This is a genomic window from Mesorhizobium sp. WSM3868 (assembly GCF_002294785.1).
GTDB lineage: Bacteria > Pseudomonadota > Alphaproteobacteria > Rhizobiales > Rhizobiaceae > Mesorhizobium.
In genome coordinates, this window is sequence record NZ_NSGB01000001.1 from 73,076 (window position 1) to 94,058 (window position 20,983).

19 protein-coding genes are annotated in these 20,983 nt (G+C 64.4%); 18 read left to right on the plus strand and 1 reads right to left on the minus strand.

Annotation, left to right across the window (positions count from 1 at the left end):
• Positions 1-36 precede the first annotated feature (36 nt).
• The 8 genes from CK221_RS00365 to CK221_RS00400 all read left to right on the plus strand — a co-directional run bounded on the left by CK221_RS00365 (position 37) and on the right by CK221_RS00400 (position 11,040).
• Positions 37-717 carry a GntR family transcriptional regulator gene (locus tag CK221_RS00365; protein WP_095776240.1) on the plus strand — a complete coding sequence of 227 codons (681 nt, stop codon included), beginning with the start codon at positions 37-39 and terminating at the stop codon, positions 715-717.
• A gap of 39 nt (positions 718-756) precedes the next feature.
• Positions 757-1,860 (plus strand): mandelate racemase/muconate lactonizing enzyme family protein, encoded by a 1,104-nt coding sequence (locus CK221_RS00370; protein ID WP_095776241.1) that lies wholly within the window; start codon positions 757-759, stop codon positions 1,858-1,860.
• 326 nt (positions 1,861-2,186) lie between these two features.
• Complete coding sequence (locus CK221_RS00375; protein ID WP_066988912.1) at positions 2,187-3,851, plus strand: ABC transporter substrate-binding protein; 1,665 nt, start codon at positions 2,187-2,189, stop codon at positions 3,849-3,851.
• Positions 3,852-3,921: 70 nt separating this feature from the next.
• The gene (locus CK221_RS00380; protein WP_095776242.1) at positions 3,922-4,875 is read left to right on the plus strand and encodes an ABC transporter permease; all 954 of its coding nucleotides are present in this window, start codon (positions 3,922-3,924) and stop codon (positions 4,873-4,875) included.
• A complete protein-coding gene (locus CK221_RS00385) occupies positions 4,872-5,756 on the plus strand; it encodes an ABC transporter permease (RefSeq protein WP_095776657.1) in 885 nt (294 codons plus the stop codon). The genes CK221_RS00380 and CK221_RS00385 overlap by 4 nt, the downstream gene beginning before the upstream one ends.
• Complete coding sequence (locus CK221_RS00390) at positions 5,749-7,770, plus strand: ABC transporter ATP-binding protein (RefSeq protein WP_245418625.1); 2,022 nt, start codon at positions 5,749-5,751, stop codon at positions 7,768-7,770. Before CK221_RS00385 ends, CK221_RS00390 begins: the two co-directional genes overlap by 8 nt.
• 327 nt (positions 7,771-8,097) lie before the next feature.
• Positions 8,098-9,420, plus strand: coding sequence for a homoserine dehydrogenase (locus CK221_RS00395; RefSeq protein ID WP_095776244.1), 1,323 nt, complete (start codon positions 8,098-8,100; stop codon positions 9,418-9,420).
• A 120-nt stretch (positions 9,421-9,540) separates the two neighbouring features.
• Positions 9,541-11,040: an FGGY family carbohydrate kinase gene (locus tag CK221_RS00400; RefSeq protein WP_095776245.1), complete on the plus strand. Its 1,500-nt coding sequence runs from the start codon at positions 9,541-9,543 to the stop codon at positions 11,038-11,040.
• On the opposite strand, the gene CK221_RS00405 is transcribed toward CK221_RS00400, so the two are convergent.
• Positions 11,030-11,992 (minus strand): sugar-binding transcriptional regulator, encoded by a 963-nt coding sequence (locus CK221_RS00405; protein ID WP_095776246.1) that lies wholly within the window; start codon positions 11,990-11,992, stop codon positions 11,030-11,032. The two genes, CK221_RS00400 and CK221_RS00405, sit on opposite strands and share 11 nt — an antisense overlap.
• 239 nt (positions 11,993-12,231) lie before the next feature.
• On the opposite strand from CK221_RS00405, the gene CK221_RS00410 reads away from it, so the two are divergent.
• The 10 genes from CK221_RS00410 (at position 12,232) to CK221_RS00455 (ending at position 20,970) form a co-directional block, all read left to right on the plus strand.
• On the plus strand, positions 12,232-13,218 hold the full coding sequence (locus tag CK221_RS00410; protein ID WP_066989390.1) for an ABC transporter permease: 987 nt from the start codon (positions 12,232-12,234) through the stop codon (positions 13,216-13,218).
• A gap of 113 nt (positions 13,219-13,331) precedes the next feature.
• Complete coding sequence (locus tag CK221_RS00415) at positions 13,332-14,270, plus strand: sugar ABC transporter substrate-binding protein (RefSeq protein WP_066988923.1); 939 nt, start codon at positions 13,332-13,334, stop codon at positions 14,268-14,270.
• 27 nt (positions 14,271-14,297) lie between these two features.
• Positions 14,298-15,806 (plus strand): sugar ABC transporter ATP-binding protein, encoded by a 1,509-nt coding sequence (locus tag CK221_RS00420; RefSeq protein WP_095776247.1) that lies wholly within the window; start codon positions 14,298-14,300, stop codon positions 15,804-15,806.
• Positions 15,807-15,914: 108 nt separating this feature from the next.
• Complete coding sequence (locus tag CK221_RS00425; protein ID WP_095776248.1) at positions 15,915-16,679, plus strand: SDR family oxidoreductase; 765 nt, start codon at positions 15,915-15,917, stop codon at positions 16,677-16,679.
• 12 nt (positions 16,680-16,691) lie between these two features.
• On the plus strand, positions 16,692-17,477 hold the full coding sequence (locus tag CK221_RS00430; RefSeq protein WP_095776249.1) for a glucose 1-dehydrogenase: 786 nt from the start codon (positions 16,692-16,694) through the stop codon (positions 17,475-17,477).
• Between the two features lie 189 nt (positions 17,478-17,666).
• Positions 17,667-18,398 (plus strand): XRE family transcriptional regulator, encoded by a 732-nt coding sequence (locus tag CK221_RS00435; RefSeq protein ID WP_095776250.1) that lies wholly within the window; start codon positions 17,667-17,669, stop codon positions 18,396-18,398.
• A 300-nt stretch (positions 18,399-18,698) separates the two neighbouring features.
• Positions 18,699-18,986 carry a hypothetical protein gene (locus tag CK221_RS00440; RefSeq protein ID WP_066988933.1) on the plus strand — a complete coding sequence of 96 codons (288 nt, stop codon included), beginning with the start codon at positions 18,699-18,701 and terminating at the stop codon, positions 18,984-18,986.
• Positions 18,987-18,997: 11 nt separating this feature from the next.
• Positions 18,998-19,375 (plus strand): hypothetical protein, encoded by a 378-nt coding sequence (locus CK221_RS00445; RefSeq protein ID WP_066988935.1) that lies wholly within the window; start codon positions 18,998-19,000, stop codon positions 19,373-19,375.
• A gap of 15 nt (positions 19,376-19,390) precedes the next feature.
• Positions 19,391-19,552: a hypothetical protein gene (locus tag CK221_RS00450; protein ID WP_082953998.1), complete on the plus strand. Its 162-nt coding sequence runs from the start codon at positions 19,391-19,393 to the stop codon at positions 19,550-19,552.
• A 14-nt stretch (positions 19,553-19,566) separates the two neighbouring features.
• The gene (locus CK221_RS00455; protein WP_095776251.1) at positions 19,567-20,970 is read left to right on the plus strand and encodes an APC family permease; all 1,404 of its coding nucleotides are present in this window, start codon (positions 19,567-19,569) and stop codon (positions 20,968-20,970) included.
• The last annotated feature ends 13 nt before the right edge of the window (positions 20,971-20,983 follow it).

Sequence of the window (20,983 nt, forward strand, 5' to 3'; positions counted from 1 at the left end):
GCTTGTCTTGCAGTCGGTTCATCCGGAGTGGCCCACATGTCAAAGCTGGATTTCAGTCCGATCGCGGATACGACGCGCAGGGCCGAGATCGTCGCGCTGCTCAGGCGCGCCATTCTGACCGGCCAGCTGGAGCCTGGGCAGAAGCTCAACGAACTCCGCATCTCCGAGCAGATGCGGGTAAGCCGCGCGCCGCTGCGCGAGGCGATGCGCGAGCTGGTGCAGGAAGGCATCCTGACCAGCATTCCCTATGCCGGAACCTTCGTCGTCGACGTCACCGCCAAGGACATCGTCGACGCCTATTCCCTCAACAAGGTGCTCGACGACTTCGCCATCGAGCTCGCCTGGCCGCAGCGCGACCAGCGCTTCTTCGACGAGCTCGACCGCCGCCACGAAGCGGTGAAGCAGGCGACCCGGGCGCTCGACACCACGCGCCAGATCGAGACGGCGCTGCAGCTGCACGGGCTGGTCTACGAGTGGGCCGACAATTCGGTGCTGCTCGAAACCTGGCAGCGGCTGACCAGCCGGCTGCAAATGTATTTCGCCCTGCACCAGCGTGCGCGGAACGAGCCGGTACCGGCCGAGGACCTGCACGAAACCTATGTGGCGCTGCTCAAGGGCACGGACATGCGCGCCGCCCAGCGCCATGCCCGCGAGCATATCGACAACGATTTCGAAGCGCTTCTTGCCTATGCGCGCAGCCTCGAAAAGCGCGCATAGAAGGGCGCCTGACAAACCCGCGGACAAACGGATACAAACGTGAAGATCAAGAGCATAAAAGCCTACCATGTCGTGCAGCCCTTCGTGTACGGGCCCTACCGCATGTCCAAGGGCCGGATCGCCGACTGTTTCGATGCGGTGATCGTCGCCATCACTTCCGACACAGGGGTGACCGGCTGGGGCGAGATGGCGCCGCTCGGCAATTTCTATTCTGCCGCGTTTCCGGCGGGAACGCGCGCGGGCGTGCCGGAGATCGCGCCGCATCTCATCGGCCATGACCCGCGCGGGCTGGCCGGCATCGTCAGGTTGATGGACACGGTGTTCAAGGGCCATCCCTACGTCAAAGCCGCTCTTGACATGGCTTGCTGGGATCTCGCTGCCCGCGCGGCCGACGTGCCGCTGGTGACGATGCTCGGCGGCCGCGAGAGCGAGACGGCGGAACTGTACCGGGTCGTGACCCACGGCACGGTCGACCAGATGGCGGCGCTTGCCAAGCGCATCGTTGCCGAAGGCTACCATCGGCTGCAGGTCAAGGTCGGCGGCAATGTCCGCGACGATATCGAGCGAGTGAGCGCCGTCGCATCAGCCGTGCCGAAGGGCACGGTGATCTTCTGCGACGCCAATGCCGGCTGGACGCCCTACCAGGCGCGCCAGTTCGCCGATGCCACACGCGACATCGACTACACATTCGAGCAGCCCTGCACGACGATCGAGGAGAACATGTCGGTGCGCCGCATGCTCGACAAGCCGATGGTGCTCGACGAATCCGTCACCTCGCTGGGCGAGATGCTGGAAATCCATCGCCGTGGCGCAGCCGATGGGCTGACGCTGAAGATCTCGCGCCTCGGCGGCGTGACGCAGACGCGGCTGATCCGCGACGTCGCCGTCGATCTCGGTTTCATGATCACCGTCGAAGACACCGGCGGCGCGGAGATCGACACCGCCGCGATGGCGCATCTGTCGCTGTCGACGCCGGAAGAGCGCCGTCTGCATGCGATCGCCTTCCACGAATGGGTGACGGTGCGCACCGCCTCCAACAAGCCGCCGGTCGCGGGCAGCCGCATGGGCATTCCCGACGGCCCGGGGCTCGGCATCGACGTGGTACCGGACCTGCTCGGCAAGCCGTTCTTCGAGATCGGCTGAGATGAAGATCGGGAGCAGCGCGGCAACGCCGATCGGGCTAGCAGGCTTTTCGCTGACCTGAACTGGGAGATCGCCAAAAGGAAAGGAGACCGGCAAATACCGAATCGAGGCGGCCACGATTTCGATCGGGGCTGCAAGCCCGAGCTAGGCATGCATCAAGAAAATCTGACCTTTCCGCTTCAAGGAGCGGATGGACCAGACCAAACTGCATGTTACAGTTCGTTCGACCGAATTCTTGACGATGGCCGGGACCGGAGAACTCCACGGAACGTCGTCAACCGGAATGCACTCGCCAACCACAAGAACTGGGGAAAGGGTTTAGACCCATGAGCAAGAACTACCGCGTCCTCGATCTCATCCGGCGCAACCGCACGCCGCTTGAAAATCACCTCATCGACGGGCTCATCGACGGCCGCGTCAGCCGCCGCGATTTCGTGCGCCACGGCAGCCTACTCGGCCTGTCGCTGCCGCTTCTCGGCCGCATCGGCATGGCCGCCGGCTTCGGCGCCGCGCCCTCGCTTGCCCGCGCCCAGGGCGCGCCTGGCGCCACCATCCGCGTCGGCAGCAGCGTGCCGGCCGCCGCGATCGACCCGGTCACCATCGCCGACGCCGGCGGCCTGCTCGTCATGCAGCAGGTCGCCGAATTCCTCTGCGTCGACGGCCCCGACCTGGTGCTCAAGCCGGCACTGGCCGAAAGCTGGAAGCCGAATGCCGATGGCTCGGTGTGGACCTTCACGCTGCGCAAGGGCGTCAAGTTCCACTCAGGCGGCGAGATGAAGGCCGAGGACGTTGTGGCCAGCATCGACCGGCTTGCCGATCCCGCCAACTCCTCCAACGCGCTGTCGGTGTTCAGCGGCATCCTCTCGAAGGGAGCCAGCAAAAAGGTCGACGACTACACGGTGGAATTCCACCTCGACGCGCCGAACGGCAACTTCCCCTATATGCTGTCGTCCGACAACTACAACGCCGTCATCATCCCGGCAAGCTACAAGGGCGATTACGAAAAGAGCTTCGACGGCACCGGGCCGTTCAAGCTGGAGAAGTACACGCCCAAAGTCGGCGCCTCCTTCGTTCGCAATGAGAACTACTGGGGCGAAAAGGCCCTGCCGGAGCGCACCGAATTCACCTTCTTCACCGACATCCAGCCGCAGATCCTGGCGCTACAGGGCGGCCAGATCGACATCATCAATCAGATGCCGGTGCTGGCGGGCGTCGCCGTCCTCAACGACCCGAACGTGAACGTCATCAGCCTGAAATCGTCGGCGCATCAGCAACTGCATCTACGCTGCGACGACGGTCCGATGAAGGACCCGCGGGTACGCCGCGCCATCGCGCTCAGCATCGATCGCAAGAAGTTGGTCGCCGGCCTGATGAAAGGCCGCGCCCAGGAAGGCAATGACAGCCCGTTCGCCGGGGTCTATCCGTCGACGGACACCAGCGTGCCGCAGCGCGAGCAGGACATCGCGCAGGCCAAGCAGCTGATGGAAGCGGCCGGCGCCGGCAAGGGGTTCAAAATAACGCTGACCACCGAGCGCTATCTGGAAATCCCCGAATACGCGCAGCTGATCCAGAACTGGGTCAAGGAGATCGGTATCGAGCTCGAGCTCAACATCCTCGACCAGAGCGCGTATTACGGCGATGCGGTGTTCGGCAAATCGAACTGGCTGGATTCGGTGATGGGCATCACCGACTACGGCCACCGCGGCGTGCCGAACGTCTATCTCGCGGCGCCATTGAAGAGCGAAGGCACCTGGAATGCCGCGCATTTCAAGAACAAGGACTATGACCAGCTGGCGACCAGCTATATCGCGGCCCTCGACCTCGAGGCGCAGAAGGCTGCTGCCGGCAAGATCCAGAAGCTGCTGCTCGAGGAAACGCCGGTGATCTTCGGCTATTTCTACGACTACCTGACTGCGACGGCGAAAGGCGTGGCGGGCGTGCAGCCCACCGCCATGTCGCAGCTGTTCCTCGAAAAGGCTTCGAAAGCCTGACGCGAGGGAGCAAGCTTATCCCTAACAGCCGGCTCTCGACGGAGAGCCGGCTCCAATAGGAGTATTCGCCATCCTCGGCTTCCTCACCCGGCGCCTGGCTCTGTCGCTCGTGACGCTGTTCCTGCTCAGCGTCATGGTGTTCCTGGGCGGCCAGGTGCTGCCCGGCAATGTCGGGCGCGCGATATTGGGGCCGTTTGCCGACCAGCGCGCCGTCGACGCGCTCAATCACTCGCTCGGCGTCGACCGGCCGCTGCTCGTCCAGTACGGAAGCTGGATCTGGAACTTCGTTCATGGCGACATGGGCACGTCCTACATTTTCCGCGCGCCGGTGGCGCCCTTCGTCATCGACGCTTTGGGCAATTCGATGAAGCTGGCGCTCGTCGCCTTCGTGCTGGTGGTGCCGATCGGCATCCTCGGCGGTGTCATCGCCGCGCTCAACCTCAACCGGCCGCTCGACCGCATCATCAGCCTCGGCGGATTGTCGGTGACGGTGCTGCCCGAGTTCGTCACCGGCATCATCCTGATCCTGATCTTCGGCGTCTGGCTGCGCTGGCTGCCGATCGCGGCGGCCTGGCCGAAGGGTGCCGGCGTCTTCACCCAGCTCTATTATCTCATCCTGCCGTCGCTGCCGCTGTTTCTGGTGCTGTTCGGCTATATCGCTCGCATGGCGCGGTCGGGGATGATCGAGGCGCTCGATTCCGACTATACGCGCACCGCGGTGCTTAAAGGTCTGCCGTGGCGCACGGTGATCTGGCGGCATGTGCTGCGCAATGCGCTATTGCCGACCATCACCGTCATCGCAACCCAGACCGGCTACCTCATCGGCGGCCTTGTCGTGATCGAGACGCTGTTCCGCTACCAGGGCATCGGCTCGCTGATCTTCACCGCCGCCCGCGGCAAGGATTTTCCGATGCTCGAGGCCGGCATCCTTACCATCGGCATCGTCTATGCGGTGGCCACATTGATCGCCGATTTCCTCTATTCGGTGCTCAATCCGCGCATCCGGCTGGGAGCGGAGCAATGAGCGCGACAGACACACCCGCGAACCTGCCAACGCCGGACGCCGCGACACAGCGCAGCCCCTGGGGCGAGGTGCTGCATTTGTTGTTGCGATCGGGGACCTTCCTGACCGGGCTCGGCATCGTCCTGTTCTGGATCGTCTGCGCGCTGTTCGGCGAGCATTTCGTCCCTTACGATCCGCTTGCCGACGACATCATCAACGCGCTGGCTCCACCGTCGGCCGAGCACTGGTTCGGCACCGACCAGATCGGCCGCGATGTCTTCTCGCGGGTCATCGTCGGCTCGCGCGATATCCTGACGGTGGCACCTTTGGCCACGATTCTGGCGACCATTGCCGGCACCGCGCTCGGGCTCGTCATCGGCTATTTCCGCGGCATCGTCGACGATATCGTCAGCCGTATCCTCGAAGCCTTCATGGCAATCCCGGTGGTGATCATCGCACTGCTCGCCATCGTTGCGCTCGGCACCTCCAAGATCACCGTGATCGTCGTCATCGGCTTGAGCTTCGCACCGATCATCGCCCGCACGGTGCGCTCGGCGGTGCTGGCCGAACGCGAGCTCGATTATGTCGCGGCGGCAAAGCTTCGCCACGAAGGCGCGCTGCACACGATGTTCGTCGAGATCCTGCCCAACGTGATCCCGCCGATCCTGGTCGAGACGACGGTGCGTCTCGGCTATGCGATCTTCGCCGTCGCCACGCTCTCCTTCATGGGCTTCGGCATCCAGCCGCCCTCGCCCGACTGGGGACTCTCGATCTCCAGCAATTACGGCATGATCGGCGGCGGCTTCTGGTGGACGGTGCTGTTCGACGCGCTGGCGATCGCCTCGCTGGTGATCGGGGTCAACCTGGTGGCCGACGGCGTCCATGGAGCGTTCAATGACTGACAGGAACGCGCTCGAGCTCAACGATCTCTCGGTCGCCTATCGCGTCGGGCGCCGCAACCGGGCGGTGCTGCGCAATGTCAGCTTCAAGATCGGCCGCGGCGAGGCCTATGGGCTGGTCGGCGAATCCGGCTGCGGAAAGTCCACCGCGGCGCTGTCCGTGGTGCGATACCTGCCGCGCAACGGCTCGATCACCGGCGGCTCGATCGCACTCGACGGCCAGGATGTGATGAAGCTTGATGCCGAGGCGCTCAGACGCGCCCGTGCGGAAAGCGTCTCCATGGTCTATCAGGATCCCGGCAAGGCGCTGAATCCATCATTGCGCATCGGCCGCCAGCTCACCGAGATCTTCGAGCTTGCCGGCACGTCGGGACAGGCGGCGAGCGACAGGGCGATCGCGATGCTCAATCTTGTGCGCATCTCGGATCCGGCCAGCGTCATGCAGCGCTACCCGCACCAGCTTTCCGGCGGCATGCAGCAGCGCGTGGCGATCGCGATGGCCTTGGCCAACGACCCCTCGATGCTGATCCTCGACGAGCCGACGACGGGTCTCGACGCCACGGTCGAAGCCGAAGTGCTCGACCTCATCGCGCAACTGCGCCGCGAGCTTTCGGCCTCAATCTTGTTCATCAGCCACAACCTCGCCGTGGTCTCCAACATGTGCGACCGGGTCGGCGTGCTCTATGCCGGGATGCTGGTCGAGGAAGGCTCGACCAAGGACGTCTTCAACGATCCGCGCCATCCCTACACGGTCGCCTTGCTGCGCTGCCTGCCGCGCGGCGGCCAGCGCAAGGACCAGGGCCGGCTCGACACGATCCCCGGCTTCCTGCCCGGCATCGGCGCCACGATCGTCGGCTGTGCCTTCGCCGACCGCTGCGCGCTGGCGACGGAGCGCTGCCGCAGCGAGCCGCCGCCGCTCTATGAGCTTGGAGGCGGCCGGCTGTCGCGCTGCCACTATCACGACAAGGCGCAGTCGCTGCCGCGCGCGACACCCGCCGAAATTGCCGCTGTCGCGCCGAAGCAGGCGCCGCCCGTGCTGCAGGTCGAGGGACTGAACAAGACCTATGCCAGCCATGGCCGTGCATTGAGGGCGGTGAAGGACGTTTCAGTCAGCCTCCGGCCCGGCGAAACGCTCGGGTTGGTCGGGGAGTCCGGCAGCGGCAAGACCACCTTCGCCAGGCTGCTGCTCGGCCTCGTGCCGCCGGACGAGGGCGGCAGCATCGAACTGGAGGGCAAGCAGTTGGCGCCGCGGCTTGCCAGCCGCTCGGAGGAGCAGGTCAAGGCGGTGCAGATCGTCTTCCAGAATCCGGATTCGGCGCTCAACCGTTCGCATTCGATCCGGCATATCCTCAGCCGCGCTTTGAAGCGGCTGGGCGGGCTCACCGGCAAGTCGCTGGAAACGCGCCTCGAAGAGCTCGTCCGCTCGGTGCGGCTCACCGACCGGCATCTGGCCGTCAAGCCGCGGCAGCTTTCGGGCGGTCTGAAGCAGCGCGTGGCGATCGCCCGCGCCTTCGCCGGCGATCCGCGCATCGTCGTCTGCGATGAGCCGACCTCGGCGCTCGACGTGTCGGTGCAGGCGGCGATCCTCAACCTCTTGGCCGACCTGCAGTCGAAGCAGGATGTGAGCTACATTTTCATCTCGCACGACCTCGGCGTGGTGCGCTATCTGTCCGACAAGATCGCGGTGCTCTATCTCGGCCGCATCATGGAGTTCGGACCGTCGGAAGCGGTGTTTTCCGGCCCGCATCACCCTTACACGGAAGCTCTGTTGTCGGCCGTTCCGAAACTTGACCGGACGGAAAGCTCGCGCATCCGCCTCGACGGCGAAATCCCGAGCGCGGCCAACCCACCCACCGGTTGCGTCTTCCACACGAGATGTCCGCGCAAGATCGGCGCGATCTGCGAGACGCAGGAGCCGGAACTTTCCGAGGCAGAGCCCGGGCACACAATCCGCTGCCATATTCCTTTCGCGGAGTTGGCAAGGCTGCAGAAGCCGAGGGCCGTGGAGCCGGCATAGTCGCCGCCAGAAAGCGGCCGCGCCTGCTGGATTCGCTGCGCCGATGGCTGGCGCAGGGCGGCAAGCGCGCTGACACCATCGCGCTGCCCCGTTAGGGACGTCCACAACGTCCGGCCGGGCGGAACCTCGTTTCGAACGCCGCATAGGGCTCCCTCGCGCCTTCCCTCTATCCTGCCGGACATTCCCTCTCCCCGCATCGTCAGTCTCGTTTGAGCTCAATCCTAAGACACCGCCGAAATGTCGGTTGAAATATTTTTCAAACGGTCATAGGAATGTTCAAAGAGTGATTGCGGCGCGGGCGGCGCGCCAAGGACCGGAGGAAGCGACATGTCCCATCCGCAATTCGCAGCGGAACTCCTGCAGCGCGCTGAGAAACAAGGACCGATCACCATCGGTCTCGCCGGCGCCGGACAGATGGGAACGGATATCGTCGTTCAGGTCGCACTTATGCCGGGCATGCGCATCGGCGCCATTTCGGAGGTCAGGCCGCAGGCGGCGATCGATGCGGCGCTGCTTGCCGGCCATGACCGTTCCGATATCGTAGAGGCGCCCAATGCCCCGGCCATCGATCGCGCCATCGAGGCCGGAAAGATCGCGGTCACCGAGGACCTGCATGCGCTCGCCGCCGCCGGCCGCATCGACGTGATCATCGACGCAACCGGAAATCCCAACATCGGCACTCTGTTCGCGCTCGAGGTGATGAAGAACGGCAAGCATATCGTCATGCTCAATGTCGAGGCCGACATCACCATCGGCCGGTTCCTGAAGGAAGAGGCGCGCAAGGCCGGCGTCGTCTACACAGGTGCGGCCGGCGACGAGCCTGCCTGCACGCTCGAGATCATCGGCTTCGCCAGAAGCCTCGGCTTCAATATCGTTGCCGCCGGCAAGGGCAAGAACAATCCGCTGAAGTTCGACGCCGTGCCGGCCGACTACGAGAAGGAGGCGGCCGAGCGCAACATGAATGCGCGCATGCTGGTCGAGTTCGTCGACGGCTCGAAGACGGCAATCGAGATGGTGGCGATCGCCAACGCGACGGGACTGGTGCCCGACGTGCCAGGCATGCACGGCCCTACCGCGACGCTGGAAGAACTCGCCAGCGTGCTCTGCCCGCGCGAGGATGGCGGCGTGCTTCATCGCAAGGGCGTTGTCGACTATTCGATCGGCAAGGGCGTCGCGCCCGGCGTGTTCTGCATCATCGAAACCAAGCATCCGCGCGTGCTGGAGCGCATGATCGACCTCAAGGTCGGCAAGGGCCCCTATTTCACGATCTTCCGCCCTTATCACCTCACCAGCCTGGAAGTGCCGCTGTCGGCGGCGCGCGCTGTGGTCTACAAGCGCGCCGACATGGAACCGCTCGACCATCCCGTGGCCGAGGCGGTGGCGGTGGCCAAGACCAGTCTCGGCACCGGCCAGTCGCTCGGCATGATCGGCGAGAACGACTACCGCGGCTTCGCCATGACTTGGGAGGACGCGCGAGCCAAGGGCGCGCTGCCGCTCGGGCTTGCCGAACGCGCCAAGGTGGTGAAGCCGGTCAAGGCCGGCGACTTCCTGACCTATGAAAACTGTGTACCCGACGATTCGATGGTGATAACCCAGATCCGCCGTCGTCTCGACCAGTCGGACGGACGGTTCGTAACCAACGCGGCCTAAAGCGCGTCGCGCGGAAACGGATCCAGGCGACGCGCTTTAGGTCCTTTTTATGCATGTCGTTTTCGCAAAACCGCTGCACACTTTTGCGCGACATGCTCTAACCCTCCGGATCCCAGCCTGATGGACGATGTGGTAATCGGGATCGACGCCTCGACGACCGCCGTGAAGGCGATCGCTTTCGCGCGCGACGGCTCGGAGCTTTTCCAGGCGCGCGAGACCTATCCGCTGTCCAATCCGGCGCCCGGCCATTTCGAGCAGGACGCCGAGCATTGGTGGGCAGCGTTGCTGTCGGCGCTGCAACAAGTCGCCAAGGCGATCGATGCCTCACGCGTGAAAGCCATCTCAATCGCGCACCAGCGCGAGAGCTTCACGCTGATCGACAACGCCGGCAAGCCGCTCATCCCCGCCATATTGTGGCTCGACGAACGCGCCCGCCGCCAGGTGGCGCGGCTTTCGGAAGAACTCGGCCGCGAGGCGATCCGCGACTGGAGCGGCAAGCCGCCGGACCCGACGCCGGCGCTCTACGCTTTGGCCTGGCTGATGGAGCACCGGCCGCAGGCGCTGGCGGAAGCGGCCGCGCTGGTCGACGTGCACGCCTTCTCCGTCCACCGGCTCACGGGGCGACTGGTCACCAGCACGGCGAGCGCCGATCCGCTCGGCCTGCTGGACATCGCGCATGGCGTCTGGCACCCCCGACTCGTCGAGGCGGCGGGCCTGCGGCCGGAGCAACTGCCGATGTTGGTAGCCCCTGGGGAGGTCTGCGGCACGTTGTCGGAAAGCGTCGCGGCGGCGATCGGCCTGAAGGCCGGCACGCCGGTTATTGCGGGCGCCGGAGACGGCCAGGCGATGGGCCTCGGCATGGGAGTCTACGGGCCCGGCAAAAGCTATCTGTCGTTGGGCTCAGGCGTCGTCAGCGGAAATTATTCGGGCATGGTGATAACGTCGGATGCATTCCGCACGCTGGTCTCGCCGACCGGCTCCGGCTTCATGCTGGAGACGGTGCTGCGTTCCGGCATGCAGTTGGTCGACTGGATCGTGCGCACCACCGGCGCGCCTTCGGCCGTGGTGCTGGAGAGAGCTGCGAAGGAAGTCGCGCCAGGCAGCGACGGATTGCTCGTCATGCCCTATTGGGCCGGCGTCATGAGCCCTTACTGGGACGGCTCGGCGCGCGGCGCCATCGTCGGCCTGTCGCTCGATCACGAGCCAAAGCATCTCTTCCGCGCGGTGCTGGAGGGCATAGCGCTGGAGCAGGCGATCGCCACCGAGGCGATGGAGGAACAGACCGGCAAGGCCGACGCGATGATCGCGGCCGGCGGCGGCACCAATTGCGCACTGCTGATGGAAATCATGGCGAGCGTGCTCGAGCGCCCGCTCTTCGTCTCGCCGGTCAACGAAGCAGCGGCGCTGGGAGCCGCCATGCTCGCGGCCTCGGCAATCGGCTGGTTCGCGTCACCGGAAGAAGCGGCAAAGGCGATGGCGGCACAGCCCGCACGCCAGGTCGATCCTGTCGAAGCGCTGGTTCCGACCTACCGCGCGCGCAAAGAAGTCTACCGTGACCTTTATCACGCGACACGCGACATCCACACGCGGCTCGGCGCGATTACCGGAACTACCGGCTAAGCAGCCCCTTGGCCGCGTCTTCGTCGGTGATCAGCACCGAGACCTTCGTATTCGCAAGTGCGGCGCGCATGACGGCGATCTTCTCCCGCCCGCCCGACACCAGGATGGTGGTCGGAATGTCGGAGAGATCCTGCAGCGGGTAGGCGCAGACGCGGCGGTTGACCTCATGGTCAACGATGCGACCCTCGGCATCGATGAAGTGGCAGAGGATATCGCCGACCGCGCCCGCCGCCTGCAATTCCTCCAATTCGCTCGGCTTGATGAAACCGTAATTGGCGATCGGGCTGTCGTTGGAAAAGGAGCCGACGCTGAGCACGGCGATGTTGGCGCGCCGCGCCCTAAAGACCACATCCTGGACGCTGCGCTGGCTCATGAAGGCATCGCGCTGCTCCGGCCTGTCGGCATAGACGGGCACGGGCAGCAGATAGCATTCGGCGCCGATCTTCTCGGCGAATTCCCAGGCGCTCTCGGTCGGATTGAGCGGCTGCGCATGGGTGAGGCCGCCAAGCATCGAGACCACGGTGGTCCTGGCGATCGGCCGCCTAGGCAATTCGTTGATGGCGAATTTCAGCGTCCTGCCCCAACCCAGTGCGATAACGTCGCCCGGATTGACGTTGTCGGCGAGATAGGCGGCGGCGGCATGGCCGATCATCAGTGGCGCGTTGCTCCGGTCGGCGGCCGACGGCACAACCACCGCCTGGCTGAGGCCGAAGCGCTGCTTCAGTCTTTCCTCCAACTGCACGCATTCGACGACGCTGTCGCGAATGCGGAACTGGACCACGCCCTCCTCGCGCGCGGCCGACAGAATCCGGTGCACCTTGATACGGCCGACGCCGAGGATCTCCGAGATCCGCTCCTGCGTCAGCCCTTCGACATAATAGTGCCAGGCGGCTCGGGCCTTGAGCTCGGCATCCGGAAAACGCGAGACCTTGTCGTTCTCGATCACCGCCATGCTTTATGCCTCCGTATGCGCTCGACTTCCCTATGGCAAACTGTCGGTTCACGCAAACTGCCGCCGAATGGCTGCGCGGCACTTGACAATTTTCTGATGAACGTTTTAGCTGAACAAAATTGCAGATCAAAGATAAATTGTTCACAAGGGAGGATGCCTGGTGAACAAGAGCGGAAGGCAAGGCACGCCTGCCCGCTGACGGAGGAGACCAAGTGGCCGTGAGCAACGAGACGAGCGAGTTGAAGGCTGGCACCGGCGCCGCGCAGGCCGCTTCCGGTGCGAAGCTTTCGGCGCTGTTTGCCGGAACGATGGGACCACTGATCGGGCTGGTGCTGCTGTGCCTGGCGCTGGCGCTGACCACCGACACCTTCCTGACGGTACGCAATATCCTCAACGTGCTCGACCAGGTGACCGTCCTCGGCATCATGGCGATCGGCATGACGCTGGTCATCCTGATCGGCGGCATCGACCTTTCCGTCGGCTCGGTGCTGGCGCTGGCCTCGATGGTGATGGGCTATGTCGCCTATCCCGACTATCTCAATCTCGGCGTCCCGGCGGGCATCGCCGCGGCGCTCGTCGTCGCCGCCCTCTGCGGCCTGGTGTCGGGCCTGCTGGTGACGGTGACGAAACTGCCGCCCTTCATCGCGACGCTTGCCATGATGTCGGTGGCGCGCGGCCTCGCCAACATGATCACCGACGGCTCGCAGATCGTCGGCTTTCCCGACTGGTTCACCAACCTCTCGATCGTGCGCCACTTCGGCTTCCTGTCGGTCACCGTCGGGCTGATGATCGTGCTGGCGATCGTCTTCGCGATCTTCCTCAATTACCGCGCCACCGGCCGCAGCCTCTACGCGATCGGCGGCAGCGCCGAGGTTGCCCGCCTCTCCGGGATTCCGGTGAAGTCGCTGACCAACTGGGTCTACGCAATCTGCGCACTGCTGGCGGGACTGGCCGGCATCGTGCTCGCGGCCCGGCTCGATTCCGTGCAGCCGAGTTCGGGCGTCGGCTACGAGCTCGACACGATCGCCGCGGTGGTGATCGGCGGCGCCAGCCTTTCCGGCGGCATCGGCTCGATCGGCGGCACGGCGATCGGCGTTCTCATCATCGGCGTGCTGCGCAACGGCCTCAACCTGCTCGGCGTGTCACCCTTCATCCAGCAGGTGGTGATCGGAGTGGTGATCGCGCTGGCGGTTGCCACCGATACCTGGCGGCGGCGCCGCCAATAGGAATTCGCCCGGATGTCCGGGCGGAACGGATCGGTCGATCCGAGACTGGGACTGTCCGGCCGAGGGCGCCGCGATGCGCAGGCGGACAGATCGAACACCAACGGAGGAAAAACATGCTGACTAAACGTTCACTGCTGCTTGCGGCCGCGGCCATCGTCCCGCTGCTCGGCCTGTCCGATGCCGCCTCGGCCAAGGACGCCAAGAAGCTCGGCCTCGCCGTCGCCAATCTGCAGGCGGACTTCTTCAACCAGATCAAGCAGTCGGTCGAAGCCTATGCCAAGGAGAAGGGCATCGAGGTCATCACCGTCGACGCCAAGGGGGATTCGGCCACGCAGGTCAGCCAGGTGCAGGATCTCGTGACGCAGAACATCGACGCGCTGATCTATATCCCGGCCGGCGCCACCGCCGCGACGGTGCCGACCAAGACCGCGAAGGCCGCCGGCATCCCGGTGGTCAATGTCGACCGCAACGCCGACGGCGCGCCCGGCGACACCTTCATCGCCACCGACAGCGTCAACTCGGCCAAGAGCGTGTGCGACTACATCGCCAAGCAGGCCGGCGGCAAGGGCGAGATGGTGATCATCCATGGCCAGAAGGGCACGACGCCGGAAGTCGACCGCTCCAAGGGCTGCGGCGAGGCGCTCAAGGCCTATCCGGATATCAAGGTGGTCGGCGAGCTCTGGAGCGATCAGTGGCACCAGGACGAAGGCTTCAAGCTGGCGCAGGACCTGCTGCAGGCCCATCCGAACGTCTCGATCATCTTCGGCCAGGCCGACGCGCTGGCTCTGGGCGCCGCGCAGGCGGTCAAGGTCGCCAACCCCGACCACAAGGTCTGGATCGCCGGCTTCGACGGCGACGTTGCGGCGCTCAAGGCGCTGAAGGACGGCGTGTTTGACGTCACCGCGACCCAGCAGACGCAGGGCATGGGCCGGCTCGCCGTCGATTCGGCCATCAAGATCGTGGCGGGCGAGAAGCTGCCGGCCGAGCAACTGCAGGACGCGACGCTGACCACCAAGGACAATGTCGCGCAATTCATCGAGAAGCATCCGTAAGGCGGCAACGGTTGAGAGAGCGCCACGATGTCCACTGAACCTCGCCATAGCGAAGGCCCGCATAACGGGCTCTTCGTCAACGGCCTCTGCAAGAGCTACGGACCGGTGCAGGTCCTGGCCGATGCGAGCTTCGAGGTGCGGCCGGGCGAGGTCGTGGCGCTGCTCGGCGAGAACGGTGCCGGGAAGTCGACGGTGTCCAACATCATCGCCGGTTCGACCAAGCCTGATGCCGGCACCATCATCTGGCGGGGGAAGCCCTATTCCCCCGCCAATCCCGCCGCGGCCATCGAGGCCGGCGTCGGCATGATCCATCAGGAATTGAAGCTGCTGCCGGATCTCTCGGTGGCGGAGAATGTCTATGTCGGGCGGCTGCCGATGCGGGGCGGCCGCATCGACCGGGCAACCATGAACGCGAAGGCCTCGGCGCAATTGAAGCGCCTCGGCCTCGACGTCTCGCCCGAGCGCAAGGTGCGCACGCTGCGCGTCGCGGCACAGCAGCAGGTGGAGATCGCCAAGGCGCTGACGCTGAATGCCGAGCTTCTGATCCTCGACGAACCGACCGCCGCGCTCGGCGGCGAGGAGACGGAGCTCCTGTTCAAGCAAATCCGCAAGCTCAAGGCCGAAGGCATGTCCTTCATCTATATCAGCCACCGGCTGGACGAGATCGCTCAGATCGCCGACCGTGTGGTTGTAATGCGCGACGGCCGCATCGTCGCCCGGCACGAGCGCGCCGACATCCCCGTGCGCACGGTCGTCGAGCAGATGGTCGGACGCAGCGTCGAACGCATGTTCCCGAAGCTGTCGGCGCCGGGTACCGAGACAGTGCTCGAAGTCGAGAACCTGTCCTCGCCGGAGCGCAGCTTCAACAATGTTTCGTTCGCGGTGAAATCGGGCGAAATCCTGGGCATCGCCGGGCTGATCGGCGCCGGCCGCACCGAACTGGTCAGGGCGATCGCCGGCGCCGATCCGATCTCGTCCGGCGCGGTGCGGGTCGCGGGCCAGCCTGTTCATCTCAGCGGCCCCGCGGCGGCGATCAGGGCCGGCGTCGTGCTGGTGCCGGAGGACCGTAAGGAACAGGGCGTCGTATTGGAGCAGACGATCGGCGAGAACCTCGCCATCGGCAATTTCGATCATGTCGCACCGAAGGGCTGGGTGTTTCCCAAAGCGGTTCAGAGGTTCGCTGAGGCCGGCATTTCGAGGCTCGGCGTCAAGGGTCGGCCGAACCAGGCAGTCTCAAAACTTTCCGGCGGCAACCAGCAGAAGGTGATCATCGCCAAATGGGTGTCGCGGCCGCCCAAGGTGTTCATCCTCGATGAGCCGACGCGCGGCATCGACGTTGGCGCCCGCGCGGCGATCTACGACGTCATCGCCGACCTCGCCCGCTCGGGCATGGCCGTGGTGGTGGTGAGCTCGGACCTCGAGGAGGTGCTGGGGCTTTCGCACCGGGTTCTGGTGCTGAGCCGCGGCCGCCAGCGCGGCATCCTCGATCGCGACGAAGCAAGCAATGTCGCCGTGATGGAACTCGCCACGAGCTGAGGGTACGGCAGATGGGAATAAAGCGCAGCAGGTGATAGCCTCCCAAGCACCGGACCGCGCGGGGCGCCAGCAGGGCTGGCGCCCCTTCTTTCAGGGAGAGGGAGAAAGATGAAACTGTTCGATATTGATGGCGACGTGGCGCTGGTGACGGGCGCCGGCAGCGGCATCGGTCAAGCGATCGCCATCGGTCTGGCGGAAGCCGGCGCCGATGTCGCCTGCTTCGGCCACAGCTCGAAGGGCGGGCTGGAAGACACGGCCGACAAGATCAGGGCGCTCGGCCGCAAGGCGCTGGTGCTGACCGGAACTGTCACATCGCAGAGCGATCTCGCGGCAGCGGTCGAACGCATCGAAAAGGAACTCGGCGCGCTGACGATCGCGGTCAACAATGCCGGCGTCGCCGGTGCCGAACCCGCCGAGACGCTGCCGATGGAGAAGTGGCAGAAGCTCTACGACGTCAATGTCAGCGGCGTGTTCCTGTCCTGCCAGGCCGAGGCGCGCGTCATGCTGCCCCGGCGCAAAGGCTCGATCATCAACATCGCTTCGATGTCCGGCTCGATCGTCAACCGCGGCCTGACGCAGGCGCACTATAATTCGTCCAAGGCGGCGGTGATCCACATGTCGAAGAGCCTCGCCATGGAGTGGGCCGATCGCGGCCTGCGCGTCAATGTGGTGAGCCCCGGCTACACGCTGACGCCGATGAACAAGCGGCCGGAGGTCGCCGAGCAGGTCAAAATATTCGAGCGCGACACGCCGATGGGCCGCATGGCGAGGCCTGAGGAAATGGTCGGGCCGACCGTGTTCCTGGCGAGCCGGGCCGCGAGTTTCGTCACCGGCATCGACCTCATCGTCGATGGCGGCTTCGTCTGCTGGTAGGAGAAAGAAAAAGTGCAGAAGCGTTTCGAAGGAAAGACGGCAATCGTCACAGGCGCCAGCGGCGGCATCGGTGCGGCCATGGCGAAGCGTTTCGCGGCGGAAGGTGCGGCGGTCGTGATCAGCGCCATTGATCCGCGCGTCGACGAGGTCGCCGCCGGCCTGAAGGCTGCGGGCGCGAAGGTCGCCTCGATGCGCATGGACGTGACGAAGAAGGACGAGGTCGAAGCGCTTTACGATCTCGCCGAGAATGAATTCGGTCGGATCGACATTTCGGTGCAGAACGCCGGCGTCATCACCATCGCCAAAATCGAGGCGATGACGGAATCCGAGTGGGACAAGGTGATGGCGGTGAACACGAAAGGCGTGTTCCTGTGCTGCCAGGAAGCGATCGCGCGCATGCGCAAGCACGGCCAAGGCGGCCGGCTGATCAATACCGCGTCCGGCCAGGCGCGGCAGGGTTTCATCTACACGCCGCATTACGCCGCGTCGAAGTTCGGGGTTGTCGGCATCACGCAGAGCCTGGCCAAGGAAGTGGCCAAGGAAAAGATCACCGTCAACGCCATCTGCCCCGGCATCATCGACACCGACATGTGGGCCTATAACGACACCGCATGGGGCAAGCTGCTCGGCGACTACAAGCCGGGCGAGCTGATGGCGGAATGGGTGAAGAACATCCCGATGGGCCGCGCCGGCAGCGGCGAAGACGTCTCGGGCCTCGTCAGCTTTCTCGCCAGCGATGACGCGGCCTACATCACTGGACAGACCATCAATGTCGACGGCGGCCTGATCATGTCCTGAGAAGGCCTGCGATGCGTTGAGTGACCGCGGCGCCAGCCTCACTGCGACCCAGGCAGCCGGGTCGCGACAGCCGATTTCATCGCAGGTTCTGCAATGTAAGATGGCTTGCCGCCGTGATTGCGCTCCTGTATCGCCACCGAATAGTTCACCTCGAGTGAAATAAATCGGCGGAAAAGGTTGAGGGGCGCCATGGCGAAGAAGACGACCGACACCAAGCCTTCCGGCGCGAGCGACAAAGCCAAGCCGTTGCCGAAGAGCGTCTCGGCGGACGGGCGAACCGTGCGAACCATCCGCGCGCCGCTGACGCAGAATCCGCACGCGGTCCGCGACACGCGCGAGAAAGTGCTGGAGGTAGCGATCGGCCATGAGGTGCGCGCCTTCCGCAAGAAGCTCGGCATCACCGTCGCCGATCTCGCGGCCGCCACCGACATTTCGCTGGGCATGCTGTCGAAGATCGAGAACGGCATCACCTCGCCGTCGCTGACCACGCTGCAGGCGCTGTCGCGGGCGCTCGGCGTGCCGGTCACCGCCTTCTTCCGCCGCTTCGAGGAAGAGCGCGCCGCCGTCTTCGTCAGGGCCGGCGAAGGCGTCGACGTCGAGCGGCGCGGCACACGCGCCGGCCACCAGTACAATCTGCTTGGCCATATCGGCGCCAACACCAGCGGCGTGGTCGTCGAGCCCTATCTGATCACGCTGACCGAGGACTCCGACGTGTTCCCGACTTTCCAGCATGCAGGGATGGAGTTCCTCTATATGCTCGAGGGCGAGGTCGTATACCGGCACGGCAGCAATCTCTATCCGATGAAGCCAGGCGACAGCCTGTTCTTCGACGCCGATGCGCCGCATGGGCCGGAAGAACTGACACAGCTGCCGATGCGCTATCTCTCCATCATCTGCTATCCGCAGAACAGCACGACCTGACCAACCCGAACCCGGACATCGTTCGGTGACGCATTCGTCGAAGGTCCGACCTCGCGAAGCATTTCCATGGCATTTCCACCAGCTCGTGCCGGCGCTGTGCCGTCCGCGGTAGTTTTCCTGCAGGCAAATAGTTTTATCCACAGGCAATCCTGCGGCGGACCCCCAAACCGTTTACCGAACGTAAAACCGGCTTGACAACTTCGCGGTTCGGGCAGAACTTATGAAAAAAATTTCACTCTGTTGAAAGAGTGGACGCCCGGTCGATTACGGGGCCGGACGTCGAGAAAAGGGGAAAAACCGATGTCCGACCTCAAGCAGCGCATCGAAGCGCTGTACCGTTCCGATGTGCGCGGATCGGTGCTCCTGATCGTCTGCCTTTGGGCGACGATCCTCTTCGTCCTCCTGATGACCTGGGCCTACATCCCCGACAGCGGGATCAAGCTCGTGGTGGTGATCGCCGCGGCGGCGGTGCTGATCTTCAACACCGCCGCCATTCTGGCGATGCTCAACCACTACAAGGAAGACAAGGATTTCATCTACGGCCTCGACATCAAGAACGCCGACGCGTTCCGTAACCGCCAGTCCTGAAGGGAGAAAGCATGTCCCGCTACATTCCGCCGGAGCAGAGCAAGGCCGGTCAGGTCTTCGACATCGCCGTCGTCGTGGTCGCCATCTTCGTGGCGCTGTGGCTGCCGCTGAAACTCGGCCTCGCGGGTGCTGCGAAATCGATCGACGCGCTCGACGCCAAGACCTGGGAAGCGCTCGGCCAGAACGCGACCATGGCCTCGATCTGGGAAAAGCTCGGCTACACGCCGGAGACCGCCCACGACATCATCCAGAACCGCTTCCACTACATCATCGACTGGCCGACGCTGATCATCATGGCGGTGGTGCTGATCGCCTATTTCGTCTTCCTGTTCCGCGCCTCCGATCGCGAATATCGCGAGGTGATCAACGAGAAGTTCGACGGCAAGTAACCTGGGAACACGATCATGTGGATGACAGTCTCTTACGCATGTTGGGGCATCTCGATCCTGCTCGCGCTGTGGATGCTCTACGACTGGTTCAAGGTCGACACGACCTATTCCGAGGAGACGCTGACCTCCTCGCGCGAAGGCGAGCTTGAAGCCGTCTCCGAAAAGCACCGGATCTGAGTGGAGCCTCACCAATGACAGTCGCGGTTGAAACGAGAGAAACGGTGGTCCACGACGACCGGGTCTCGCTGCTACGCGTGCTCGGCCCCGCCCATGTCTGGGCGCTCGGCGTCGGCATCGTGCTGGTCGGCGAGTTCACCGGCTGGAATTTTGCCGCCGACAAGGGCGGCGCGCTCGCCGCGCTGATCGTCTGCTGGGTCGTCGGACTGCTCTACACCTCGGTCGCGATGATCGATTCGGAAGTGACGTCGACGGTCGCCGCCGCCGGCGGCCAGTACGCGCAGGCCAAGCACATCGTCGGGCCACTGATGGCTTTCAACGTCGCGCTGTTCCTGGTCTTTGCCTACACGATGCTCGAAGTCTCGGATGCGATCCTGCTCGGCGACACCATCGTTGCCAAAGCAGGTGTCGAGGGATTGACCCACAATTCCTTCATCGCCGCCACCATCGTCGTGCTGGCATGGCTCAACTATCGCGGCGTGCTGATGACGCTCAACGTCAACTTCGTCATCACGGCGATCGCCTATATCTCGATCGTCATCCTGTTCTTTTCGGTCAGTCCATGGACGCAAGGGGCGGTGCTGAAGCTCAACGAACTGGTCACTCCCGGCAACGCGCTGCCCTATGGCTGGATCGGCGTGATCGCCGCCTTCCAGTTCGGCATCTGGTACTATCTCGGCATCGAGGGCACCACGCAAGCGGCCGAGGAAGTGCGCTCGCCGGCGCGTTCCCTGCCCTATGGCACGATGGCCGGCATGATCACGCTTCTGATCGCCGCCGCCATGACTTGGTATGTCTGCGCCTCGCTGATGCCGTGGGAATATCTCGGCATCACCTATTATCCGCTCTGGGACGCCGGCAAGCTGACCGGCAGCCCGCTGCTCGAGAACCTGCTCTTCATCGCGACGCTGCTTGCAGCCCTTGCCTCGGCCAATGGCTGCATCAATGACGCCGCCCGCGCCTGGTTTTCGCTCGGCCGCGACCGCTACCTGCCGAGCTGGTTCTCGGCGGTGCATCCGAAGTATCGCACGCCCTATCGGTCGATCCTGTTCCTGCTGCCGATCGCGCTGGCCTTCGCCTTCATCGCCGATCTCAACCAGGCGATCACCTTCTCGATCCTGTCGGGCGTGCTGCAATACACCTTCATGAGCATCAACATCATGATGTTCCGCAAGAAGTGGCCGCTCGGCTCGATCCGCCGTGGCTACACGCATCCCTTCCATCCGCTGCCGGCGATCGTGCTGTTCTGCCTGTGCGTGGTGACCTTCTTCGCCATCTTCCTCGGCTTCGGCTCGCAGCTGATCGCGATGATCGCCTTCTACTTCCTGATCTCGCTGTGGTTCCACTTCTACCGCTACAAGTTCGTGCGCCGCGGCGACCAGTTCACCATGCCCTGGCCGAAGCCGCAGGGCTATTGAACGGAAAAAGACC

Coding starts and splice junctions, on each gene's coding strand:
- CK221_RS00445 (WP_066988935.1), top strand. CDS start 18,998: ATGTCCCGCTACATTCCGCCGGAGCAGAGCAAGGCCGGTCAGGTCTTC.
- CK221_RS00435 (WP_095776250.1), top strand. CDS start 17,667: ATGGCGAAGAAGACGACCGACACCAAGCCTTCCGGCGCGAGCGACAAA.
- CK221_RS00420 (WP_095776247.1), top strand. CDS start 14,298: ATGTCCACTGAACCTCGCCATAGCGAAGGCCCGCATAACGGGCTCTTC.
- CK221_RS00395 (WP_095776244.1), top strand. CDS start 8,098: ATGTCCCATCCGCAATTCGCAGCGGAACTCCTGCAGCGCGCTGAGAAA.
- CK221_RS00440 (WP_066988933.1), top strand. CDS start 18,699: ATGTCCGACCTCAAGCAGCGCATCGAAGCGCTGTACCGTTCCGATGTG.
- CK221_RS00455 (WP_095776251.1), top strand. CDS start 19,567: ATGACAGTCGCGGTTGAAACGAGAGAAACGGTGGTCCACGACGACCGG.
- CK221_RS00450 (WP_082953998.1), top strand. CDS start 19,391: ATGTGGATGACAGTCTCTTACGCATGTTGGGGCATCTCGATCCTGCTC.
- CK221_RS00405 (WP_095776246.1), bottom strand. CDS start 11,992: ATGGCGGTGATCGAGAACGACAAGGTCTCGCGTTTTCCGGATGCCGAG.
- CK221_RS00375 (WP_066988912.1), top strand. CDS start 2,187: ATGAGCAAGAACTACCGCGTCCTCGATCTCATCCGGCGCAACCGCACG.
- CK221_RS00390 (WP_245418625.1), top strand. CDS start 5,749: ATGACTGACAGGAACGCGCTCGAGCTCAACGATCTCTCGGTCGCCTAT.
- CK221_RS00425 (WP_095776248.1), top strand. CDS start 15,915: ATGAAACTGTTCGATATTGATGGCGACGTGGCGCTGGTGACGGGCGCC.
- CK221_RS00365 (WP_095776240.1), top strand. CDS start 37: ATGTCAAAGCTGGATTTCAGTCCGATCGCGGATACGACGCGCAGGGCC.
- CK221_RS00385 (WP_095776657.1), top strand. CDS start 4,872: ATGAGCGCGACAGACACACCCGCGAACCTGCCAACGCCGGACGCCGCG.
- CK221_RS00415 (WP_066988923.1), top strand. CDS start 13,332: ATGCTGACTAAACGTTCACTGCTGCTTGCGGCCGCGGCCATCGTCCCG.
- CK221_RS00400 (WP_095776245.1), top strand. CDS start 9,541: ATGGACGATGTGGTAATCGGGATCGACGCCTCGACGACCGCCGTGAAG.